Origin of the sequence: Candidimonas sp. SYP-B2681, from assembly GCF_003971065.1 — a bacterium.
Taxonomy (GTDB): domain Bacteria; phylum Pseudomonadota; class Gammaproteobacteria; order Burkholderiales; family Burkholderiaceae_B; genus Pollutimonas.
Genome location: NZ_RYDV01000005.1, coordinates 17,297 through 37,057 on the forward strand (window position 1 = coordinate 17,297; position 19,761 = coordinate 37,057).

Consider the following 19,761-nt stretch of genomic DNA (forward strand, 5'->3'; position numbering starts at 1 on the left):
TTCCATGAATTTAATAGATTGGCTCACGCCTTGGGAATTCTCTCCTGCGCTGTTGCTGATGTTCTTTGTGGGCGGTTGGCTATTTGTGCGTGGTACCCGGGTGCACCGGGTCAGCGCTGCGCGACAGGCATTTTTCTGGATCGGCATGGTGTTGCTGTATCTGTCGATGCATACCCGCATCGACTATTATGCCGAGCGCATGTTCTTCATACATAGGCTACAGCACTTGGTCCTGCACCATCTGGGGCCGCTGTTCATAATGGGCGCTTATCCAGGTCAGGCCATGCGTGCCGGCTTGCCGATGAAATGGCGTTTGCGTCTGCGTGACTTTCGAAGCAGTAAAGCTGGCCGGGCGGTAATTGCGGTCCTTACGAACAAAATTCTCGTGCCTGTGCTTTTTGTTGCGCTTGTTCTGGGTTTTCTGATCCCAACGGTTCAGTTTTACTCCATGCTCGACTGGCGGCTCTATCGCTTCATGAACTGGTCGGTTGTGATCAGCGGTTTCCTGTACTGGAACCTTATTCTTGATCGCCGTCCCAGTCCGCCGGCTGTAATGTCGCCGGGCGGGCGCATTCTGTCACCGGTACTGACCATGGTCCCGCAAATGGTCGTGGGCGCCATCATCACCTTCACAGAGTACGATTTGTATCCCATCTTTGATCTATGCGGGCGGGCCATTCCCGGCATGACCGCAGTAATGGATCAGGCCATTGGGGGCCTTACGATGTGGGTGCTGGCAGGCTTTGTTGAAGTTTTTGGATTGCTGTTCGCCTTGGCCACGCTTATGCGTTTGTCAGGGAAAAACCGACTGCCAAACAAACAAGATCGCCTGGCGCGGCATACATTGACGGCTTCAGCGCCCTGACATTGCCATATTGAATACATGACCTTACCTCGCCCCCGCTTCCGGACCTCCCTTCGCGCCAAGGTTGCGTGCGCTGGTTTGGCCTCGGTATTGTTAGGGTCAGGGCTGGTGTATGGCCAGCCAGTCGGTCTACCGAGCATGGGCTCTGCTTCCTCGGCCGAACTTTCCCCGGCCCTTGAGCGAACGCTCGGCGACGCCATCATGGAACAAGGTCGCCGTGATCCCACCTATATCGCCGATCCTGATGTCAGCCAGTATCTAACCGACATGGGGCGTAGTCTTGTGGCGCAGGCTTCGGGCGGTAGCGGCCAGCGTATTACCGTTTTTGGTGTACGCGATCCCCGAATCAATGCTTTTGCATTGCCAGGTGGATATATCGGAATAAATAGTGGTCTTGTGGTGTCGTCGCAATCCGAATCCGAACTCGCCTCCGTCGTGGCACACGAAATCGGTCATGTCGTTCAGCGTCACATTGCGCGGGGGCTAACACAACAGTCTCAAAGCACTGGTGTCATGATGGCAGCACTGGCTGCCGCACTGCTTGCCGCGCTTTCTGGCAGTGGCGATCTGGCGATGGGCGTCGCTGCTTTTGGCCAGGCGGCGGCAGTCGACCGGCAACTGGGTTTTTCCAGGCAGGCCGAACAAGAGGCCGATCGCGCCGGCTTCGAAATGATGCGCAAAACGGGCTATGATCCGCGCGGCATGGTCCGGATGTTTCAACAATTAAGCAATTCATCCAGGCTGAATGAGGGCATGGGCGGCGGCGACTATGCCAGCACCCACCCCTTGTCGATTCAGCGCCTGGCCGATATCGAGAACCGCGTAAGCGAAGCTCCATCCGTTCATACCAGGGGCAGCGACTCGTATTGGTACATACGGGCTAAATTGCGAATCGCACAAGCTCGTAACGCTCAGGCGCGGCGCATTGCAATCGAAAAGCTGCAGCTCGATGCGAAACAGTCGAACGGAGTAGAGCAGTCTGCCGCCTGGTACGGACTTGCCTACGCGGCTCTCCAGCAGAAAGACCTTGCACAGGCCGAGGATGCCCTGAAAAAAGCGCAGGGAGGCGGCCGTAACTCCCCGGAAATAGCCGGACTCGCGGTGTCGTTGGCATTGGCTAAAGGCAACGCCGCGGACGCCCTGAAATTAGCCCACGCGGCCTGGGATCGCTGGCCTGACAGTCAAGGCATTGCGCTCGCCAAAGTCGATTCATTGCAGAAAACCGGCCGCGATACCGAGGCCGTGCCTTTTTTGCAGCAACTTATCAAGCAGTGGCCCGATGTGCCCCGCTTATATCAATTGCTGGCGCAAAGCCAGGATCGGCTCGGCCAGAACGTTGCGGCGCGGCGCAGCATGGCTACCTACTATGATTTGACGGGCGCACTTCCGACCGCCGTCGAGCAACTGCAGCAGGCGCGCGCGATGACCAAGGATTTTTATATTCAGTCCGAGCTTGATGTGCAAATTCGCAACCTTAAGGAACGGCTCAAGGCGGACCGCGAACTGCTTGAACGTTTCAAACCCTAGTCGGCTAGCTTGCCGCACTGCCTGATTTCGTTAAGCCGTTAGCGCATTTACTGCGTTGTCGGCTAGACGCCGGTCTCGAAAAATCGCGCCAGGCGGGTCGGCAACCAGCCTATGTTCCCGGGAAAACTGCCAGTAACGAAAGCCACGTGCCCGCCCTCGGCAGGCTGGTGTAAAACGACTTTGGACGAGCAATCGTGAGATCCCGGCAGGGAGGGCCCTGGTATGAAAGGATCGTTCCGGGCATTGAGCACCAGAGCAGGGACTGCTATGGATTTCAGATAGGGCTTGCTGGAAGCTCGCGTCCAGTAATCCAGCGCATTCTTGTAGCCGTGCATGGGGGCCGTGTACAGGTTGTCAAAGTCGCGCAGGCTTTTAGCGTGGCTAAGCCTTAAGGCGTCGATATTGCCGGGAAATCGCTTCGCTTTTTCCATGATTTTCGTCTTCATGGTTTTCAGGAAGTTGCGCGAATATAAATGCTTCCCTAGCCAAGTTTCGGATAGGCGTGTTCCGCACGCCACCAGGTCCATAGGCACAGATACGGCAGCGCAGGCAGCTAGCCACGACACGGCCTCTGCCTGTTCCCCTATGTGCTTGAGCATCGCGTTGCCGCCCAGCGACACACCAATAGCGTGCCACCGTGCATTGGGCAAGCGCCGCCGCACGGTGTCGAGCATGAAGCCGATATCTTCCGAATCACCTGAGAAGTATGCGCGCGCCATGCGGTTGGGAAAGCCCGAACAACTACGAAAATGAGCGATAACGACTATCCACCCGCGAGCCCGGAAATATTGGCTGATCGCTTGGGCGTAGTGACTCCGGCTACTGCCTTCGAGGCCATGGAACAGCACCACCGCCGGACTGTTGGGAGCACTAGGCAGCGTCGCCCAGTCGTCTTCGCGCATCCAACGCCTGGCGGCGGTCTGGCCCAGGCTGCCGTCGGGCTCCGAAGTTGCTCCGTTGGCCAGCTTGTCTGAAAACAGGCCGGGTCCAGTCCAGTCCATATCCAGGAAGTCGCCGTCGGGCGTATTGACTCGGTCGCGCACAAAGGAAATGTGGTGATAGCTGGCAGCGAGTGCTCCGTAAAGGGTTTGCACATGGCCGCCAGGCAGCCACGCCGGAGTTGGGCAGGGAGAGGTGTCAATCTGTGCTGTCACATCCGCCTTCAGTGCAAGGTGTCGGGGCGGTCTTCCAACCCGAGGATGTCGACGTCTTGCGGAGCGTGCGAGGCGTGATGCATAACCATTTTCCAGCCGGAACGGCCTTTATGAAACACATTGGTCGCGTAGCAATTTGCGGTTTTTGGCCCCTGTGCCATTTTGACCGTGATCTGTTCGATCAGGACATGTACCGAGCTCATCACGCTGGACATGATCAGAGGTTGCACCGGATTGATTACTACGGGCCCGTTGTTGAATATTTGCTGCCAGGCGTCGTGTACCGCTACGTGGCCGGCGACGCGAACGCCGCCGGGGTGTATGCACACGATATCTTCGTCGTCGGCCCAGACACGCATCATCAGCGCAAGGTCTGCTTGTCGAAGTGCCTGGTAGAAGGCTTGTTCAGCCTCTTGGGGAGTTGTAAACATAAAGCGGAGACCGTGTGTTGTCGAGATGGCAAATGACAGTTGGCAAACGAGCTGCTTAGTGCCCGTGTGCCTTTTCACCTTCTTTTAATTCGTACGCCGCGCCACAGTAGGGGCACAGAGCCCTGCCTGTCTTGACGACCTCGATAAACACGCGGGGGTGCATGCTCCATAGGGGCGTACCCGGCCGTGGGCAGTAAAGCGGCAGATCTTTCGCCTCGACGAAAATGGTCTGGTCTTTGGGAACGTCGGATGTTGGGGCGCTGCTCATGGTGTGTCCTAAAAAATAATGGGTCTGGTACGGCCAGACAGATAGTTATACTTTGCTTAACCAGTGATGGTATTTGGTATTTTTGCCATTAACGACATCGAAGAAAGCATTTTGCAGCTTTTCTGTGATGGGTCCTCGGCGACCTGTTCCGATTACACGCAAGTCGATTTCGCGTATAGGGGTGACTTCCGCCGCTGTACCCGAAAAAAAGGCTTCGTCGGCAATGTACAGGTCGTCGCGCGTGAGGCGTTTGGTGTGAATGGGAATGCCAAGGTCGGCCGCTAGCGAATGAAGGGTGGAACGCGTAATACCAGTAAGCGCCGAGGCGATTTCCGGCTCGCATAGCACACCGTCTTTAACGATGAAGACATTTTCGCCGGAACCTTCTGCCACGAAACCATCTGTGTCGAGCAAGATGGCTTCGTCGTAGCCGTGATCAAGCGCTTCGGCATTGGCAAGAATCGAGTTGGCATAGGTACTGGCGACTTTGGCGCGCGGCATGGTCACGTTAACGTGTTGGCGCGCATACGAAGAGATTTTGACCCGAATCCCTGTCTTTAGTGCCTCTTCGCCTAGGTAGGCTCCCCAGGGCCAGGCCGCGATCGCCACGTGAACCACGGCACCCTTGGGGGAAACGCCCATTTTCTCGGCACCGTAGAACACTATCGGACGGATGTAGCAGGAATCCAGACGGTTGCTTCGTACGACTTCGAGCTGCGCTGCGTTGATCGTGTCCTGGTCGAACGGCAATTGCATTTGGTAGATATGAGCCGAGTTGAACAATCGTTTGGTATGGTCATGCAGTCGAAAGATGGCCGTGCCGATGTCGGTGTTGTATGCGCGCACGCCTTCGAAAACGGACAGGCCATAATGCAAAGAGTGTGTAAGGACGTGGGTCGTGGCATCGCGCCAGGGCACTAGATTGCCGTCATACCAGATGAAACCATCACGATCGGACATGGACATTAGGCTCTCCCAAAGATGAGGCTTGATTGTAGCAAGGGCGGCGACCTTACAATAACGACTTTCCAAAAATATGCGCCGCTTTCTTGGTGACAAGAAAAGGTCGATTCCGACCCAGGCTAAAAGTACGGCGTTGGCCCACGGGCTTGCCGAGTTGCATAAGGTGCGCGTGGTGGCTCAGATCGGTTTTTTTTCGAAATGGCAGGACCCTCATAACCGGCTGAATTTCAAGGCAGGCCTACACGATGCGCTGCCTGCACTGGTGGCCACTGGAACCTGGGGATTTGTGACAGGTATTGCCCTGGTCAAATCAGGTCTTACCGAATCCATGGCGACCCTGATGACCCTGCTGGTGTATGCCGGCTCCGCCCAGTTGACCTCTTTGCCACTCATTGAATCTGCGGCACCGCTATGGCTCATATTTGCCGCGGGGCTGGTGGTCAATATTCGATTTCTGATCTTCGGCGCCGCGCTACAGCCGTTCTTTCGTCACTTGGTATGGCCAAAACGTCTCGGACTCGGTTTTTTTTCGACTGATATCGCTTTTGTGCTTTTCATGGGGCGCTATGGTGAAAGCAAAGAAAAAGGCGGCACCGAACAGTTATGGTATTACCTGGGCATTATTGTTCCCGGTTGGTTTGTGTGGAATTCGTTTTCATTGCTGGGGATTTATTTAGGCGCCCTGGTGCCGGCCAGCTGGTCATTGGAATTCGCGGCGGTATTAGCGCTGATGGCGATCATTGTTCCGCTGGTAAAGACCCGTCCGATGGCGATGTGCTTGCTGACCGCAGGCTTGATTGCCTGGCTGGGACAGCCGTTGCCATTGCGCTTAGGATTGGCCGCCGCCGTGCTGGGCGGTGTGCTGGCTGGCGTGCTAGGCGAGGCCATTCAGCATAGGGCCAGGAAGGGATGATGGCTGAATTGAATTACGATTTTTATATACTGGGCGCGATCGTTTTCCTGGCGATCTGCAGTTTCCTTACCCGGGCCGGGTATTTTCTCTTCGGAGATTACCTGCCGCTCTCCGAGCCGGTGCGTCGGGCTCTTCGTTATGCGCCTACTGCTGCGCTAATAGGTATCGTTATTCCCGAGCTTATGCCGTGGCGCGCAGAAGTTGGCCCGGTCTTCGATCTGAAGGTATTGGCGGCGTTGATCGCCGTTTTCCTTTACTGGCGCACCCGCAGCAGCCTGCTTGTTATTGTGGGCGGTATGGTCGCTTACTGGATCCTGCGCGCCTTATCGCACCATGTGGCGTAGTTGAATCGTAACAAAGCGTATGGTTTTAGCGACACTATCGGGTTTTTGCGGCCGCTCGTTGCGGCTAAAACACAGTAAATACCGAAGCTTGACCACGCTGCGCTAAAATAACCGGGTTATAAAAGCTTCGCGCGGGGTACTCCGGCGTTGGGCGTAAACCACTTTCAATGACAGACACTACAAACACACAAATCGACACTTCAGCCGCCACTTTTTCCGATTTCGGCTTGCATCCCAGCATTCTCACGGCGGTCGCCGCAACCGGATACACCATACCCACGCCTATCCAGGCCCAAGCCATACCGATAGTCATGGACGGCAGGGATGTCATGGGGGCTGCCCAGACGGGTACCGGGAAAACCGCAGCGTTCACCTTGCCGATCCTGCATCGTCTGATGCAGTTTGCAAACGCCAGCGCGTCTCCGGCACGCCATCCGGTTCGAGCCCTCATTCTGACGCCTACGCGCGAGCTTGCCGATCAGGTATCCGACAGTGTCGTCACTTACAGCAAGTCGACACCGTTGCGTTCCACCGTGGTTTTTGGCGGGGTCGATATTAATCCTCAGCGCGAAGCGCTACGCCGCGGTTGTGAAGTGCTGATTGCCACGCCAGGCCGATTGCTTGACCATGTTGAGCAAAAAAATGTCAACCTGAGTCAGGTCGGGATTCTGGTCCTTGATGAAGCCGACCGGATGCTGGATATGGGCTTTTTGCCCGATCTGGACCGTATCATGCGTCTGTTGCCGGCTAACCGGCAAGGCCTGCTCTTTTCCGCTACGTTCAGCAACGAGATTCGCAAGCTCGGCCGTACCTATCTAAAGAATCCGGCCGAAATCGAAGTTGCCGCGCGCAATGCCACAGCGGAAAACGTTACTCAGATCGCTTATGCGATGTCGGGAAGTGAAAAGCGTGCCGCCGTGGTACACCTGGTCAAGTCACGCGGTTTCAATCAGGTGATCGTTTTTTCCAATACCAAGATCGGCACGAGTCGACTGGCACGGGAACTGGTGCGCGACGGCGTTAAAGCCGAATCCATACACGGTGACAAAAGTCAGATCGATCGCATGAAAGCTCTGGAAGCATTCAAGGCCGGAGAGCTCGAGGTCTTGGTTGCCACCGATGTCGCAGCGCGTGGTCTCGATGTCGCGGGTGTGCCCTGCGTCATCAATTACGATCTCCCCTACAACGCCGAGGACTATGTTCACCGTATAGGCCGCACTGGTCGTGCTGGCGCTTCGGGCGAAGCGATTGCCTTTTACACGCCCGACGAGGAACGGTATCTGCTTGATATCGAAAAGCTCATCAAATTCAAGGTTCCTCGTGGTCAGTTGGTATTGCCGGCGCCGGTGCGCAGCGCGCCTTCAGCCGGCCGCGGTGAACGTCGGTATCCGTCGGGAGCCAGCACATCAAGGCCTGTCGACGACTTTTTCTCCCGGCCCTACGTGCCCTCGGCGTCAAGCAGCACAACGACCGACGCCTCCAAGACCGGAGCGGTCAGTACAAGCAAGCGCTCGGTAGGCGTATTACTGGGCGGCAGGGGCTAGCAGTATCTGCAGCAATGCTGGTCCGCCCTTAATGACTGGCGTGCGGTCATCCATGTGACTTATCAGGCGCGCCAGATGGCTGATATAAGGCAGCAGGGTGCCATAAAACAGGTTGCCCTTTGGGCCTTGTATGACTACTGTTGGAAAATTTTCAACGTCTTCCTCACCCAGTAAGTCGGGGCTTTCTTCGATGTCGATCCAGACAAAGGTGTGCTGTGGCCACTGATCCGCAAGTGAATCGAAGTCTGGTCGGTACTGGGTGCAGGTGTCACACCAGGCTGCGCAATAACAAGCAATGACCAAACCCGTGCTTTCTTTCAGACGCGAACGGAGTGCGGGCGCATCATGTTGGGAATCATATACAGGCATAAAGACAAATGGCATCCGGTTTGACTATGATAGTCAGGTCATTAATTCAAGGCTTGAACTATGAACAATACTAATTTGGCAGTTCGTGCCCGCTCGCCGGCTGTTAGTGGAGTGGGGGCTGTAGGCCTTGCGTTCAAAAGGGCACTGGTATCGCAATGTCATCCGAAAATGCTGGCGGCCTTGCTTCTACCCTTCATTATTGCCCTTCTAGGTGCCATTGTATTGCTATGGGCCTTCTGGACGCCACTGACCGGTTGGCTCAATACCGAAGCCGCCGACTGGGAGATCGTCAACCAGGTCGACCAGTGGTTGCTTGCCGTAGGGCTGTTCTCCATCAAGCTTTATCTGATACCTTTGCTCGCAGTCGCCATTTTGCTCCCCATGTCGGGCATATTAGGTCTGGTGATCGCGGCAGTTTTTGTTATGCCTATCGTTCTGCGGCATCTTGAAAAGCGCGAGTATCAAGGCATAGTGCGCCAGGGCAAGTACAGTACTGCCGTGGGAACCTGGAACGCCATCTGGGTTGGAACGCTATTTGTGGCCGGTTGGCTGATTACGATGCCGTTGTGGCTTATTCCGCCGTTTCCCATACTTTTGCCCATTTTCTGGTGGGCATTCGCATTCACTCGTATGCTGCGTGTTGACGCCATCATCGAACACGCGACCCCCGAGGAACGGCGTTTCCTGTTCAGCCGACACAACCGGCAGCTATGGCTAATAGGGTTTTGTCTGTCCCTGATAAATTTGTTTCCACCCGCATGGCTTGTCTTGCCGGTATTTTCTGCGCTGGTATACGCTCATTTCAGCCTTGAAGCCCTGCGGCAGTTGCGGTCACAATCCGTCCTCGACGCCGAATTAACTGGATCAAGGTCCTAACTATGCAAATTGCTGTAACTCCTAAAGTCCGATTGATCATCATCGGCGATGAAATTCTTTCCGGGCGGCGCCAGGATAAACATTTTTCGAAACTGATCGAACTATTATCCCAACGCGGCATGCAGCTATCGGGCGCCGAATTCATTTCCGATGAACGAGACGTTATTGCCTCGACCCTCGCGCGCAGCTTTGCGACTCCCGGTATTGTTTTTTGTTGCGGCGGAATTGGCGCTACGCCTGATGATCAAACTCGCCAAGCTGCTGCACAGGCATTGGGTGTGGAATTGGTTTTACATCCCGAGGCGGCGCATCTGATTGCCGAACGTTGCGCCGATAACGAACGCCGCGGCCAAGGCAGCGGTGATATGTCCCTGCCCGAGAATCAGCAACGTTTGCAGATGGGCATGTTCCCCGAAGGCGCCGAAATTGTCCCCAATGCTTATAACAAGATACCCGGCTTCTTTGTGCATAACCACACATTCATGCCCGGCTTTCCCGTCATGGCATGGCCCATGATGGAATGGACGCTCGATACGCGCTACCGCGACCTTCATCACACCATTACCCGGGTTGAACATTCCTTCCTGGTTTTCAAATTGCCCGAATCCCGTATTACGCCTGCCCTAGAAGAGCTCGAACGAAAATGGCCGGGCGTGAAGGCGTTCAGCTTGCCCAGTATGGGCGAGACGGGGTTCCCGCATATTGATTTGGGCGTCAAAGGGGAGCCTCAAGCTGCCGCTGAAGCCTTGGCGTATCTGCGATCGGAAGTGCTCAGAGTTGGCGGGGAACTTATTCCTCCCCAAAAATAAATCTTGCCAGACGGACTGTTTGTTTCATATTATGGAATTGTTGCATTGCGACATAACCAGGCCATGACACAATCTTATTTATATACCCCTGTTGTCCCCAGCGTTCCAGCGATGCGAGATTCGCCCATTACCATTCAGGTATTGGAACGCGCCATGCGCTTGCTCGACGTACTGGCCCGGCATTCAGAACCGGTTCCTTTGAAAGATCTGGCAGCGGCCACCGGCCTGCACACCTCGACGACGCATCGCATTCTTAACGATCTTGTTGTCGGCCGTTACGTTGAAAGGGTCGACAGCGGCCTGTATCAGTTGGGCATGCGGTTGCTCGAGCTTGGTTCATTGGTCAAAGGCCGTCTTAATGTGCGCGAGGTTGCAATCGAGCCGATGCGCGAACTGCACAAGATTACCGGGCAGACCGTTAATCTTTCTTTGCAGCAGGGCGACGAAATTGTGTACATCGAGCGCGCATGGAGCGAACGTTCTGGCATGCAAGTCGTACGGGCGATCGGAGGCCGGGCGCCTTTGCATCTGACTTCTACCGGAAAACTATTTTTGTCGGTCAGCGATCCGCGGCAAGTACGGGCGTATGCCATGCGTACGGGTCTGGCTGGTACGACCCGCAATAGCATTACCCAGGCCGAACAACTCGAGCGCGATCTGGCTTTAATAAGGCGCCTTGGATACTCGCGCGATAACGAAGAGCTTGAAATGGGCGTGCGATGTATCGCGGCCGGCGTCTACGATGACACAGGAAAATTACAGGCCGGGCTATCGATTTCGGCACCAGCTGAGCGCATGCGCGATGAATGGATACCGATTTTGCTTGGCACGGCTGCCAAAATATCGGAAGCCTTGGGCTACGAAGGACAGGAATAGACGGAATTCAGACGGCCTCCCAGCCGTCTGAACCGATCTGTAGCGTTGTTATTGCGGCTGTAGGCCGGCTTTCTTGAACATGTCCTCCCACTGGGGCACCTGTTGTGCCACTTTCTTGGCCAACGCGTCGGGATTGGCTTCCGACGTCAATACGGTTGCGCCCAGACCAGCCATGCGTTTCTGGAAGTCGGGATTCGCAAGCCCCGTTTGAAGTGCTGTCACCAACTTGTCGGTAACGGGCTTGGGCGTACCTGCCGGTACCCACATGCCATGCCAGATGCCGACTTCGAAATCTTTAAAGCCCGACTCTTGCATTGTTGGCAGGTCTGGCAACGTGCTGACCCGTTCTTTGCTGGTTACCGCGTAGGCTTTAACCGTTCCGGCTTTGATGTGCTGGGTGGTGTTGGTGGTTTGATCGCACAGAATATCCACTTGTTTGCCTAGTAGATCGTTCATGGCGGGAGCCGTACCCTTGTAGGGGATAGTAAGTAGGTCCGCCCCGATTGCCTGGGTAAACATGGTGCCGCACAATTGACTTGCCGCGCCGATACCTGCATTGGCCAGCGAAACTTTTTCTTTATTCTTTTTGATATATTCGACCAGTTCCTTGATGTTGTTCGCGGGGAAATCCGAGCGCGCAATAATCGTCATGGGCACATCCACCACCAGGCCAATGGGCTGGAAGCTGGTCTTGGGATCGTAACCTGGGTTCTTATACAAGGAAGGGGCAGTAGAGAAACCGATGTGCATCAGTAAAAGGCTGTAGCCGTCTGGTTTGGCGCGCGCAACCTGGGTGGTGCCGATAGTGCCGCCCGCTCCGCCTTTGTTTTCCACGATGACGGGCTGGCCCAGGGTGGGGCGCATGGCTTCAGCGAGTGAACGGGCTACGTTGTCGGTAGGCCCGCCTGCCGAAAACGGCACCACCATATTGATGGGGTGAGTCGGATACTCGGCGGCTTGAGCGGCCCCTACCAGCAGTAGGGCTCCCAAAACTAAAGCTGGGCTGTGCTTCAAAGAGTGGTGCATGATTCAGTCTCCGTTTGCGCGTCGGCAAACAAAATTGTTAAGAGTTATTGCGATGGCAATAACTTTGTTATATAGGTTGCCTCTGATAGTTTGCGGTAGGACAATTTATCCTTCCCGGGAAAACTGTCATCAAGCTGACGCGGATGCTACGGCAATATCGACACATTGTCGCTTAGGTTTAGCCCTTATAGCCGATAACAATAGGACAGATTCGCCTGTATTTCTACGTACCTGGCCGTTTGTTGCGGCGCAACAAAAAATGGTTGACTTGAAGAATTAATCGGGTAGAATTTGTTTTGTGCGGTGCAGCATGGAAGGTTTTCACAGTTGCAGGTGATTTGCTTAACCTTCTTTAGATTTACGCTTGAACCCTAGTTCAACTACCACGAACCTTACAGGTTCCATTTAAGGAAATATTATGAGCGCGATCCCTCAACAAGTATTGGCCAACCAAAAAGCTTCGCTGGACAGATTCCTTGCTATCCAGAACACATTTTTTGGTGGTTTCGAAAAACTGGTCGACTTGAATCTCAAAGTCATTAAAGCCACGATGGAAGAAGTTGCTGAAAAGTCGCAGCAAGTCATTGAAGTCAAAGATGCTCAGGAAGCACTCGCTTTCACGTCGGCTCTGGTTCAGCCCGGTGCTGAAAAAGCGCTGGCCTACAGCAAACATGTATATGACATCGTTTCGGGTGTGCAGGTCGATTTATCCAAGCTAACCGAAGAGCAAATTGCTCAGGGCCAGCAACAAGTAACTGAAGTCATCGACACAATCGCCAAGAACGCACCTACTGGATCGGAAGGCGCCGTTGCCCTGCTGAAGTCCTCGCTGGCCACGGCCAACAGTGCTTATGAATCGGTTGCCAAGGCTACCCGTCAGGCTGCCGATGCCGCTGAATCCAACATTACGGCAGCAACGAACGCAACCTTCAAGGCGGCTTCCGACGCCGCCGAAGCAGCGAAATCGGGCGGCCCACGTGCCCGCCGCGCTTCTGCCTGAATAGTGCGGTAGCGGTGTAGCGGCAGCGCGGTACAGCGTTGCTGCAACATACCGTACATGGCTGAAAATCTGAAGCCCCGAAGAAGAAATTCTTCGGGGCTTCAGCTTATGCTGCCGTTATGCGAGCGCTCGCACGCATTCCCGGATTAACGCCGGACCGCGATAGATCAAGCCAGTGTATAACTGGATTGCGTCGGCGCCGGCCGATATTTTTTCTTTAGCTTGCTTACCCGACACGATCCCGCCTACACCGATAATGGTAAACGAGGCGCCCAATTGTTCGCGCAAGCGGCTAATCACCCGCAACGACAACTCGTGCACCGGCGGGCCTGATAAGCCCCCGGCTTCACCGGCCTGCGGCAGGCCTTGCACGGCATCACGTGACAGCGTGGTATTGGTGGCAATGACGCCGTCGACATCGTAGCGCGGGAGCAGGGCAGCGATGATATCGATTTGTTCGGTGTTCAAGTCGGGCGCAATCTTTACCACCATAGGAACGCGATGCCCCCATTGGTCGGCAAGCGCTTTACGCTTTTCCTGCAAGGGAAGCAATAGTCCGGCAAGCTCGTCCTGGCCCTGGAGGGACCGGAGATTTTGTGTATTCGGCGATGAAATATTCACGGTCACGTAATCGGCATGGGGGTAAACACCCTCAAGGCCCGCCAAGTAATCGTCTACAGCGCGCTCAATGGGAGTCGTTGCATTCTTGCCGATATTAAGGCCCAGGATGCCACCTTTGCTGCGCCATTGGCTTTCTTGCACATTGGCGATAAAGGCTTCGAGCCCATGGTTATTGAACCCCAGTCGATTAATCAGCGCCTCGGCTCGCGGGAGCCGGAACATACGTGGCTTGGGGTTGCCTGCTTGTGGTTGAGGAGTCACGGTTCCCACTTCCACAAAGCCAAATCCCAAATTTCCAAGTGCATCGATATGGGCCCCGTTTTTGTCAAGCCCCGCAGCCAGGCCGACGGGGTTGCGTAGGCTAAGGCCCATAAGCGTGGTGGGCAATTCGGGTTCAGATGCCAGCAGGTTACGGGTCAGGCGGCAGTCGTAGGCTTTTTGCAATGAGGAGAGCGTTAGCTCGTGAGCGGCTTCGGCGTCAAGCGAAAACAGTACTGAGCGAGCCAAAGGGTATGAGTTGAATAGAAGTGACATTGTTGCTTTATAAGGTGGCCGGCTCGGTCCAGACTCCATTTTGAAGTATCTGGTAGGGTGTGTATTGTGTTTTATATGCCATTTTACGGCTTTCGCGAATCCAATAACCCAGATACAGCCATGGCAGCTTCATATTGCGGCATTGTTCAAGCTGCCAGAGAATCCCATAGGCTCCCAGGCTGCCCCGAGCATCAGGGTCGAAAAAGGTATAAACCGACGAAAGTCCGGTTTCCAGTACGTCGATCACCGACACCATTTGCAGTTGGCCCGAAGGCAAGCGGAACTCGACTAGCCGCGAATCGACCCGGCTGGTAAGCAGAAATTGTCGGTACTGGGACTGGCTATCTTCGTCCATGCCCGCCCCGGGATGGCGTCCCTGCTGATAGCGAAAATACAAATCAAAATGCTCGGCTTCCCAGTGCAGGGGCATCGCCTGGGACTGAAGCGCGCTGTGCCGCTTCCAAACTTTGCGTTGCGTTCGGCTAGGAGCGAAGCGCTGAGTATCGATTCGAATGGGGGTGCACGCTTGGCATGTATCGCAATGGGGCCGATAAGTAAAAAGGCCGCTGCGTCGGAAACCTTGCTCGACCAGGCTGGAATAAGTGCCGGTATCGATGAGGTGCGTAGGAGCGGCCACCTGCGATCGCGCGTCAAGTCCTGAAATATAACTGCACGGATAAACCGCCGTAGAGTAAAACTGCAACGTTTTAAGCTTTAGCTCGGTCGGATGGCTCATGGCTGCACTCGGTAATGCTGTACAACTATTATGGCGTCATTCATTCCCTGGGCGCAAGCGTGCCTGATCGCAGTATTTGACCGGAACCCCATTTGGGCGGCGGGTTCTGTAATGCTTGCGCTAACAGGGTCAGGAAATGCTTGCGGCTGATCGGCTTGGCACCCAAGCTGGCAAGATGTTCTGTCTCTTGCTGGCAGTCTACGTGCTGTATACCCCGTTCCTGCAGAAAAGCCACGAGATACGCCAAGGCCACCTTGCTGGCGTTGTTCGCGCGGCTAAACATGGATTCGCCAAAGAAAAAGGTGCCCAGATTGACGCCGTAAATGCCACCCATTAACTGACCGTCGATCCAGGTTTCCACGCTGTGTGCACGTCCGGCGCGATGCCAGGCGCCGTACGCGGATTGGATGGCTGGCGAGATCCATGTATTGAGCTGAGTTCTTCGGGGAGCAGCACATGCCTGGATGACCTGCATAAAGGCAGTGTTGGTGGTGACGCGTATCCTGGCTTCGGCGCTGCATTCGTTACGGCCAATCTGTCGAAGTTTTTTGGCTAACGAGTGGGAAACCTTGAATTCGTGGCATGAAAGCACCATGCGCGGGTCGGGGCTCCACCATAATACGGGTTCGCCCTCATTGAACCATGGGAATATTCCTTTGCTGTAGGCCTCGGTCAGGCGCTCAATGGATAAGCCGCCGCCGGCTGCCAATAGCCCTTCTGGCAGGGCCTGATCAGGATGAGGAAGCGGGGCGTACTCGTCTAGCCAGATCAGCCGGGCCATGTAGGTGCTGCCTTTACAAGAAAAAATGCACGTCCGAGCCGGAAACCTGTCCTCTATTTAGGAAAAGGTCCCGGTATAACGTAGTGATGAACGGGAAACACACCCGTTTGCCTGTCGGCGAGGTAGTGTTCCAGTGTGGTGGTTACGGTGCGAAACGCGAGTTCGGACCAGGGAATGTCGTCGAGGTCGAAGAATGCCGCTTCGAGGCTTTCGGGGCCAGGGTAGAGTTCTGCACTTTGCACTTCTGCCAGATAGAAGAAATGTACTTGCTCCGCGTGGGGAACATCGATCACGGTGTAAAGCGGCCCTAATTCGATTTGTGCCCCTGCCTCTTCCTGCGTTTCCCGCATCGCGCCTTCAGCCGTCGTTTCACCAAGCTCCATGAAGCCGGCAGGTAATGTCCACTTGTCGTAGCGTGGTTCGATAGCCCGCCGGCAAAGCAGAATCCTGTCTTGCCACACCGGCACAACGCCCACCACATTGCGCGGATTCTGGTAATGCACCGCGCCACATGTATCGCAGACGTCCCGAAGGCGATTGTCGTCTGGCGGTATGTACAGGCTGAGAGGATTGCCACATTGGCTACAAAATTTTTGCGCGCGCGGAGCAGGAAAGTAGAAAGTGGGAGCTTGCAAGGTCATAGGATGATTCTAACCAAATCGGCGGCTTCATGAGAAGCCGGAAGTAAGTCTATTTTGATGGTGTCGGGCAGCGTACAAACCCAAGTAGCCGGGGAATGTCGGTCGCCGCGGCAAACTGGAAGGGCGTTTTGGCGCTTGACCGCTTATTCTTATTGTGCGGCGTCGCAGGCCCGGTGTCTGCCCCTCGCAGCGGCTGTGTGTCAAGAGGATCTTTCCGGTCCGGATAACGCTCCAGAATCTCAAGAAGGGCTTGTCCGTCAAGGGTGTGGAGCCGTTCCAGTATGAATGCCAGGTCGCGGCCAGCGACCAAACCCGGACCGTGGTCGGTCTGTGCATATAGTTTTCCGCTGTCATCCAGGCACCACTCACGAATGGCGCCGACAGCCAGGCCATTATGGGTGACCAGCCCGCAAGGGTTGGCGGAACTGGCAGTCTGGGTGTGCAGGATATAGGGGGCGGCATCCACACGTACATAGACTTTTTGTGGGCCGTTTTGGAAAAACCAGCGCTTTTGATCGTCGTGACCGTAATTGTGATCAATAAACCGAAGGATCTGCGGGCTGGTTATACCTTCGCCGCGGCTTGGAGCGTGCGAGCCGGTACGGGGACCATCATTACTATCGAGACTATTGCTATCGTTCCCATCGGCGCAGGCGTCTCCTGTCGGATGCAGACGCCAATGACCGCTTTCCGATAATGAAAGCCACCCATATACATCTGGCACATCAGGCCAGCGAGCCATCGCGGCGAGTACATTGTCGTCCATAGTCATCATCATCCGCATGTCGGTATACGGGACGATAGTACTAGCAATGCCGAGTCCTGGCTTGTGGTGTTCTTATCTTGAATAGCCGTCCGGCCCTACGCAAAAGCCCCGCCACGGCACGATACCGTATGGCGGGGCTGCAAGACAGAGCGGTCGTTCTTAGGCGATTTACCAGGCGGTAATCACTGAGTTCTTGAAAGTGGTATTCACGAAGTCCTTGGTTTCTGGCGAGTGGTAAGCCTTCACCAGTTTGCTGATCCAGGCTTGGTCCTTGTCGGCAGTGCGTACCGCAATCAGGTTGGCATAAGGGCCTTTTGCATCTTCGATGGCGATGGCGTCTTTCACTGGGTCCAAACCGGCCGAGGCTGCATAATTACCGTTGACCGCAGCGGCATCCAGATCCGACAGCGAGCGAGGCAATTGCGCCGCATCGAGTTCGACAATATTCAGCTTTTTAGGATTTTCAACGATATCCAGGGGTGTCGCTTTCAGGCCGGCGTCGGCCTTAAGCTTGATCAGTCCCTGCGATTGCAACACGAGCAGGGCGCGACCGCCATTGGTTGGATCGTTGGGAATGCCAACCCGAGCGCCATTTGGCAAGTCGGTCAATGTTTTGACTTTCTTGGAATAAATGCCCATTGGGAAGGTGATCGTGTAGCCGGCATTCGACAACTTGTAGCCGCGGTCTTTGATCTGCGCGTCCAGATAAGGCAGGTGTTGATAGCTGTTGGCGTCGAGATCGCCAGCGGCCAGTGCTGCATTAGGCTGCACATAATCGCTGAATTCCACCACTTCGATCTTCAAGCCGTCTTTGGCGGCAATGCCTTTTACGAACTCAAGAATCTGGGCATGCGGGCCTCCGGTGACGCCGATTTTGTAGGTTTTGTCCTGAGCCATGACAGGGCTGGCGGCAAGGCTGGCGACGACGCCCAGACCGGCTACGAATTGCAGTAACTGACGACGCTTCATTTGCTTCCTCTTGAAAAATAATAGTGAAATCGCGATGACCGGAATAAGGCTAGCGATGACTCAAACGACGTACCAATGCATCACCTAAGGTCTGCACCAGTTGAACAAAAACAATCAAAATCAGTACGACCAGCAACATAACTTCCGGCAGGAAGCGTTGATATCCATAACGTATGCCCAAGTCGCCCAGGCCACCGCCGCCGACGGCCCCCGCCATGGCGGAATAGCCGACCAGGCTGACCAAGGTAATGGTCAGGCCCGCGACGATGCCTGGAAACGCTTCTGGAACCAATACTTTGTAGACAATCTGCCAAGTGGTGGCGCCCATGGCCTGAGCCGCTTCAATCAAGCCGCGATCGACTTCGCGCAGCGAGGTTTCCACCAGACGGGCGACAAATGGTGCAGCAGCGATCGTTAAAGGCACAATGGCGGCGGCAGTCCCGATTGAGGTTCCGACAAAAAAACGCGTAAGCGGAATAATGGCAACCAGCAAGATAATGAATGGCGTCGAGCGCACTGCATTAACAATAATGCCCAGGCTACGGTTAAGGGTGATTGCCGGCAGCACGCCATTGCGATCAGTCAAATACAAAAACACGCCCAGCGGGACTCCAACCGCCGCGCCGATTACGCCGGATACTCCGACCATCAGCAAGGTTTCCAGAAATGACTTTATAAACAAGTCAATCATTTGCGATGACATGATTCAACTCCTCTACCGTTACGCCGCGCGAACGCATGAATGCCTTCGCCTGCTCGATTTGCTCGCTGGTTCCGCGCGCCAGAATTGCCAGTGATCCGAAAGCCTGTTCCTGGATTTCATCGATCTGACCGTGCAGGATATTGAAGTCCAGTCCAAATCGTCGCACCACCTCCGATAGCAAAGGGTCTTCAACGCCTGTGCCGGTAAAAGCCAGGCGAAGCAAGTGATCCTGGCCTTCGCCCTCCTGGGTCTGGGCCAGTTTTGCCCGAACGCGCTGAAGCACGCCCTTGGGAAGGTCCTGTCCGATGACATCGCCTATCATCGAGCGTGTCACTGGATGCTGAGGAGCCCGGAATATGTCCAGCACTGATCCATGTTCAATCAACTCGCCGGCTTCCATAACGGCCATGCGGTCGCAGATCATCTTGATGACTTCCATCTGGTGTGTAATCAGTACGATAGTCAGCCCTAGTTCGCGATTGATTCTTTTCAGTAGGTCCAGAATGGATCGCGTCGTTTCAGGGTCCAGCGCCGAGGTCGCCTCGTCCGAGAGCAACACCTTGGGATCATTGGCCAGGGCACGAGCAATGCCGACACGCTGTTTCTGACCGCCGCTGATCTGGGCCGGGTAGCGGTCTGCCAGCGAGGACAGGTCGACCAGCTTCAGCAGTTCGCGTACTTTTCGCTCGATTTCCGCTTTGCTGACACCGGCCAATTCCAGAGGCAGCGCAATATTGCCATATACCGTTCTTGAAGATAACAAGTTGAAGTGCTGAAAAATCATCCCGATTTGGCGCCGCGCGGCTCGCAGCTCGGCGGGATTCAGGCTGGTAATATCCTTGCCATCCAGCAGTACCTGGCCCGAGGTAGGGCGGTTCAATAAATTCAGGGTGCGCACCAAGGTGCTTTTGCCGGCGCCGCTGCGCCCGATAATGCCGAAGATCTCGCCCTTGCGTATCGAAATGCTTACGTCGCGTATAGCATCGACCGGCCCGGATGGGCCTTCGAAACGCTGGGATACTGCCTGTATTTCTATCATGAGTCA

The 19,761-nt window shown here is 55.2% G+C and carries 23 protein-coding genes; 9 read left to right on the forward strand and 14 right to left on the reverse strand.

What is annotated here, in order from left to right; translation table 11 throughout:
* Positions 1-4: 4 nt before the first annotated feature.
* Together EKL30_RS11315 and EKL30_RS11320 are read left to right on the forward strand one after the other, a co-directional pair.
* The gene (locus EKL30_RS11315) at positions 5-865 is read left to right on the forward strand and encodes a cytochrome c oxidase assembly protein (RefSeq protein WP_126707348.1); all 861 of its coding nucleotides are present in this window, start codon (positions 5-7) and stop codon (positions 863-865) included.
* A gap of 18 nt (positions 866-883) precedes the next feature.
* Positions 884-2,392, forward strand: coding sequence for a M48 family metalloprotease (locus tag EKL30_RS11320; RefSeq protein ID WP_370246261.1), 1,509 nt, complete (start codon positions 884-886; stop codon positions 2,390-2,392).
* A gap of 62 nt (positions 2,393-2,454) precedes the next feature.
* On the opposite strand, the gene EKL30_RS11325 is transcribed toward EKL30_RS11320, so the two are convergent.
* From EKL30_RS11325 to EKL30_RS11340, 4 genes are read right to left on the reverse strand one after another with little or no spacing between them, the layout of a single operon-like run.
* Positions 2,455-3,546 (reverse strand): YheT family hydrolase, encoded by a 1,092-nt coding sequence (locus EKL30_RS11325; RefSeq protein ID WP_126707350.1) that lies wholly within the window; start codon positions 3,544-3,546, stop codon positions 2,455-2,457.
* A gap of 8 nt (positions 3,547-3,554) precedes the next feature.
* Positions 3,555-3,977: a nuclear transport factor 2 family protein gene (locus EKL30_RS11330; RefSeq protein ID WP_126707351.1), complete on the reverse strand. Its 423-nt coding sequence runs from the start codon at positions 3,975-3,977 to the stop codon at positions 3,555-3,557.
* Positions 3,978-4,032: 55 nt separating this feature from the next.
* Entirely contained in the window at positions 4,033-4,245 is a 213-nt protein-coding gene (locus tag EKL30_RS11335; protein WP_126707352.1) for a zinc-finger domain-containing protein, read from the reverse strand.
* 45 nt (positions 4,246-4,290) lie between these two features.
* A complete protein-coding gene (locus EKL30_RS11340; RefSeq protein ID WP_126707353.1) occupies positions 4,291-5,211 on the reverse strand; it encodes a branched-chain amino acid transaminase in 921 nt (306 codons plus the stop codon).
* Positions 5,212-5,281: 70 nt separating this feature from the next.
* Here EKL30_RS11340 and EKL30_RS11345 point away from each other — a divergent pair, with 70 nt between their 5' ends.
* The 3 genes from EKL30_RS11345 to EKL30_RS11355 all read left to right on the forward strand — a co-directional run bounded on the left by EKL30_RS11345 (position 5,282) and on the right by EKL30_RS11355 (position 8,009).
* Positions 5,282-6,121: an AzlC family ABC transporter permease gene (locus tag EKL30_RS11345; RefSeq protein ID WP_126707354.1), complete on the forward strand. Its 840-nt coding sequence runs from the start codon at positions 5,282-5,284 to the stop codon at positions 6,119-6,121.
* A complete protein-coding gene (locus EKL30_RS11350; RefSeq protein WP_199748547.1) occupies positions 6,121-6,465 on the forward strand; it encodes an AzlD domain-containing protein in 345 nt (114 codons plus the stop codon). Before EKL30_RS11345 ends, EKL30_RS11350 begins: the two co-directional genes overlap by 1 nt.
* 167 nt (positions 6,466-6,632) lie before the next feature.
* Complete coding sequence (locus EKL30_RS11355) at positions 6,633-8,009, forward strand: DEAD/DEAH box helicase (RefSeq protein WP_126707356.1); 1,377 nt, start codon at positions 6,633-6,635, stop codon at positions 8,007-8,009.
* Here the strand turns inward: EKL30_RS11355 and EKL30_RS11360 are convergent.
* On the reverse strand, positions 7,989-8,378 hold the full coding sequence (locus EKL30_RS11360) for a thioredoxin family protein (RefSeq protein WP_126707357.1): 390 nt from the start codon (positions 8,376-8,378) through the stop codon (positions 7,989-7,991). The genes EKL30_RS11355 and EKL30_RS11360 overlap by 21 nt on opposite strands.
* A gap of 60 nt (positions 8,379-8,438) precedes the next feature.
* Between EKL30_RS11360 and EKL30_RS11365 the strand changes: the two genes are divergently transcribed.
* The 3 genes from EKL30_RS11365 to EKL30_RS11375 all read left to right on the forward strand — a co-directional run bounded on the left by EKL30_RS11365 (position 8,439) and on the right by EKL30_RS11375 (position 10,939).
* On the forward strand, positions 8,439-9,254 hold the full coding sequence (locus EKL30_RS11365) for an EI24 domain-containing protein (protein WP_126707358.1): 816 nt from the start codon (positions 8,439-8,441) through the stop codon (positions 9,252-9,254).
* Positions 9,255-9,256: 2 nt separating this feature from the next.
* Positions 9,257-10,063 carry a molybdopterin-binding protein gene (locus tag EKL30_RS11370; protein WP_126707359.1) on the forward strand — a complete coding sequence of 269 codons (807 nt, stop codon included), beginning with the start codon at positions 9,257-9,259 and terminating at the stop codon, positions 10,061-10,063.
* A 63-nt stretch (positions 10,064-10,126) separates the two neighbouring features.
* Entirely contained in the window at positions 10,127-10,939 is an 813-nt protein-coding gene (locus tag EKL30_RS11375) for an IclR family transcriptional regulator (RefSeq protein ID WP_233583044.1), read from the forward strand.
* Between the two features lie 48 nt (positions 10,940-10,987).
* On the opposite strand, the gene EKL30_RS11380 is transcribed toward EKL30_RS11375, so the two are convergent.
* A complete protein-coding gene (locus tag EKL30_RS11380; RefSeq protein WP_126707360.1) occupies positions 10,988-11,965 on the reverse strand; it encodes a tripartite tricarboxylate transporter substrate-binding protein in 978 nt (325 codons plus the stop codon).
* 418 nt (positions 11,966-12,383) lie between these two features.
* Here EKL30_RS11380 and phaP point away from each other — a divergent pair, with 418 nt between their 5' ends.
* On the forward strand, positions 12,384-12,965 hold the full coding sequence (gene phaP, locus EKL30_RS11385) for a TIGR01841 family phasin (RefSeq protein ID WP_126707361.1): 582 nt from the start codon (positions 12,384-12,386) through the stop codon (positions 12,963-12,965).
* Between the two features lie 117 nt (positions 12,966-13,082).
* Here phaP and EKL30_RS11390 read toward each other — a convergent pair whose 3' ends face one another.
* The 8 genes from EKL30_RS11390 to EKL30_RS11425 form a co-directional block, all read right to left on the reverse strand.
* Positions 13,083-14,120 carry a quinone-dependent dihydroorotate dehydrogenase gene (locus tag EKL30_RS11390; protein WP_126707362.1) on the reverse strand — a complete coding sequence of 346 codons (1,038 nt, stop codon included), beginning with the start codon at positions 14,118-14,120 and terminating at the stop codon, positions 13,083-13,085.
* Between the two features lie 7 nt (positions 14,121-14,127).
* On the reverse strand, positions 14,128-14,856 hold the full coding sequence (locus EKL30_RS11395) for an arginyltransferase (protein WP_126707363.1): 729 nt from the start codon (positions 14,854-14,856) through the stop codon (positions 14,128-14,130).
* A gap of 40 nt (positions 14,857-14,896) precedes the next feature.
* A complete protein-coding gene (gene aat / locus EKL30_RS11400; protein ID WP_126707364.1) occupies positions 14,897-15,637 on the reverse strand; it encodes a leucyl/phenylalanyl-tRNA--protein transferase in 741 nt (246 codons plus the stop codon).
* Between the two features lie 53 nt (positions 15,638-15,690).
* Entirely contained in the window at positions 15,691-16,278 is a 588-nt protein-coding gene (locus tag EKL30_RS11405) for an NUDIX hydrolase (protein ID WP_126707365.1), read from the reverse strand.
* 49 nt (positions 16,279-16,327) lie between these two features.
* On the reverse strand, positions 16,328-17,044 hold the full coding sequence (locus EKL30_RS11410) for a DUF2946 family protein (RefSeq protein WP_126707366.1): 717 nt from the start codon (positions 17,042-17,044) through the stop codon (positions 16,328-16,330).
* A 168-nt stretch (positions 17,045-17,212) separates the two neighbouring features.
* On the reverse strand, positions 17,213-18,013 hold the full coding sequence (locus EKL30_RS11415; protein ID WP_126707367.1) for a MetQ/NlpA family ABC transporter substrate-binding protein: 801 nt from the start codon (positions 18,011-18,013) through the stop codon (positions 17,213-17,215).
* A gap of 49 nt (positions 18,014-18,062) precedes the next feature.
* On the reverse strand, positions 18,063-18,716 hold the full coding sequence (locus EKL30_RS11420) for a methionine ABC transporter permease (protein WP_126707368.1): 654 nt from the start codon (positions 18,714-18,716) through the stop codon (positions 18,063-18,065).
* The gene (locus EKL30_RS11425; protein ID WP_126707369.1) at positions 18,697-19,755 is read right to left on the reverse strand and encodes a methionine ABC transporter ATP-binding protein; all 1,059 of its coding nucleotides are present in this window, start codon (positions 19,753-19,755) and stop codon (positions 18,697-18,699) included. Before EKL30_RS11425 ends, EKL30_RS11420 begins: the two co-directional genes overlap by 20 nt.
* Positions 19,756-19,761 lie beyond the last annotated feature (6 nt).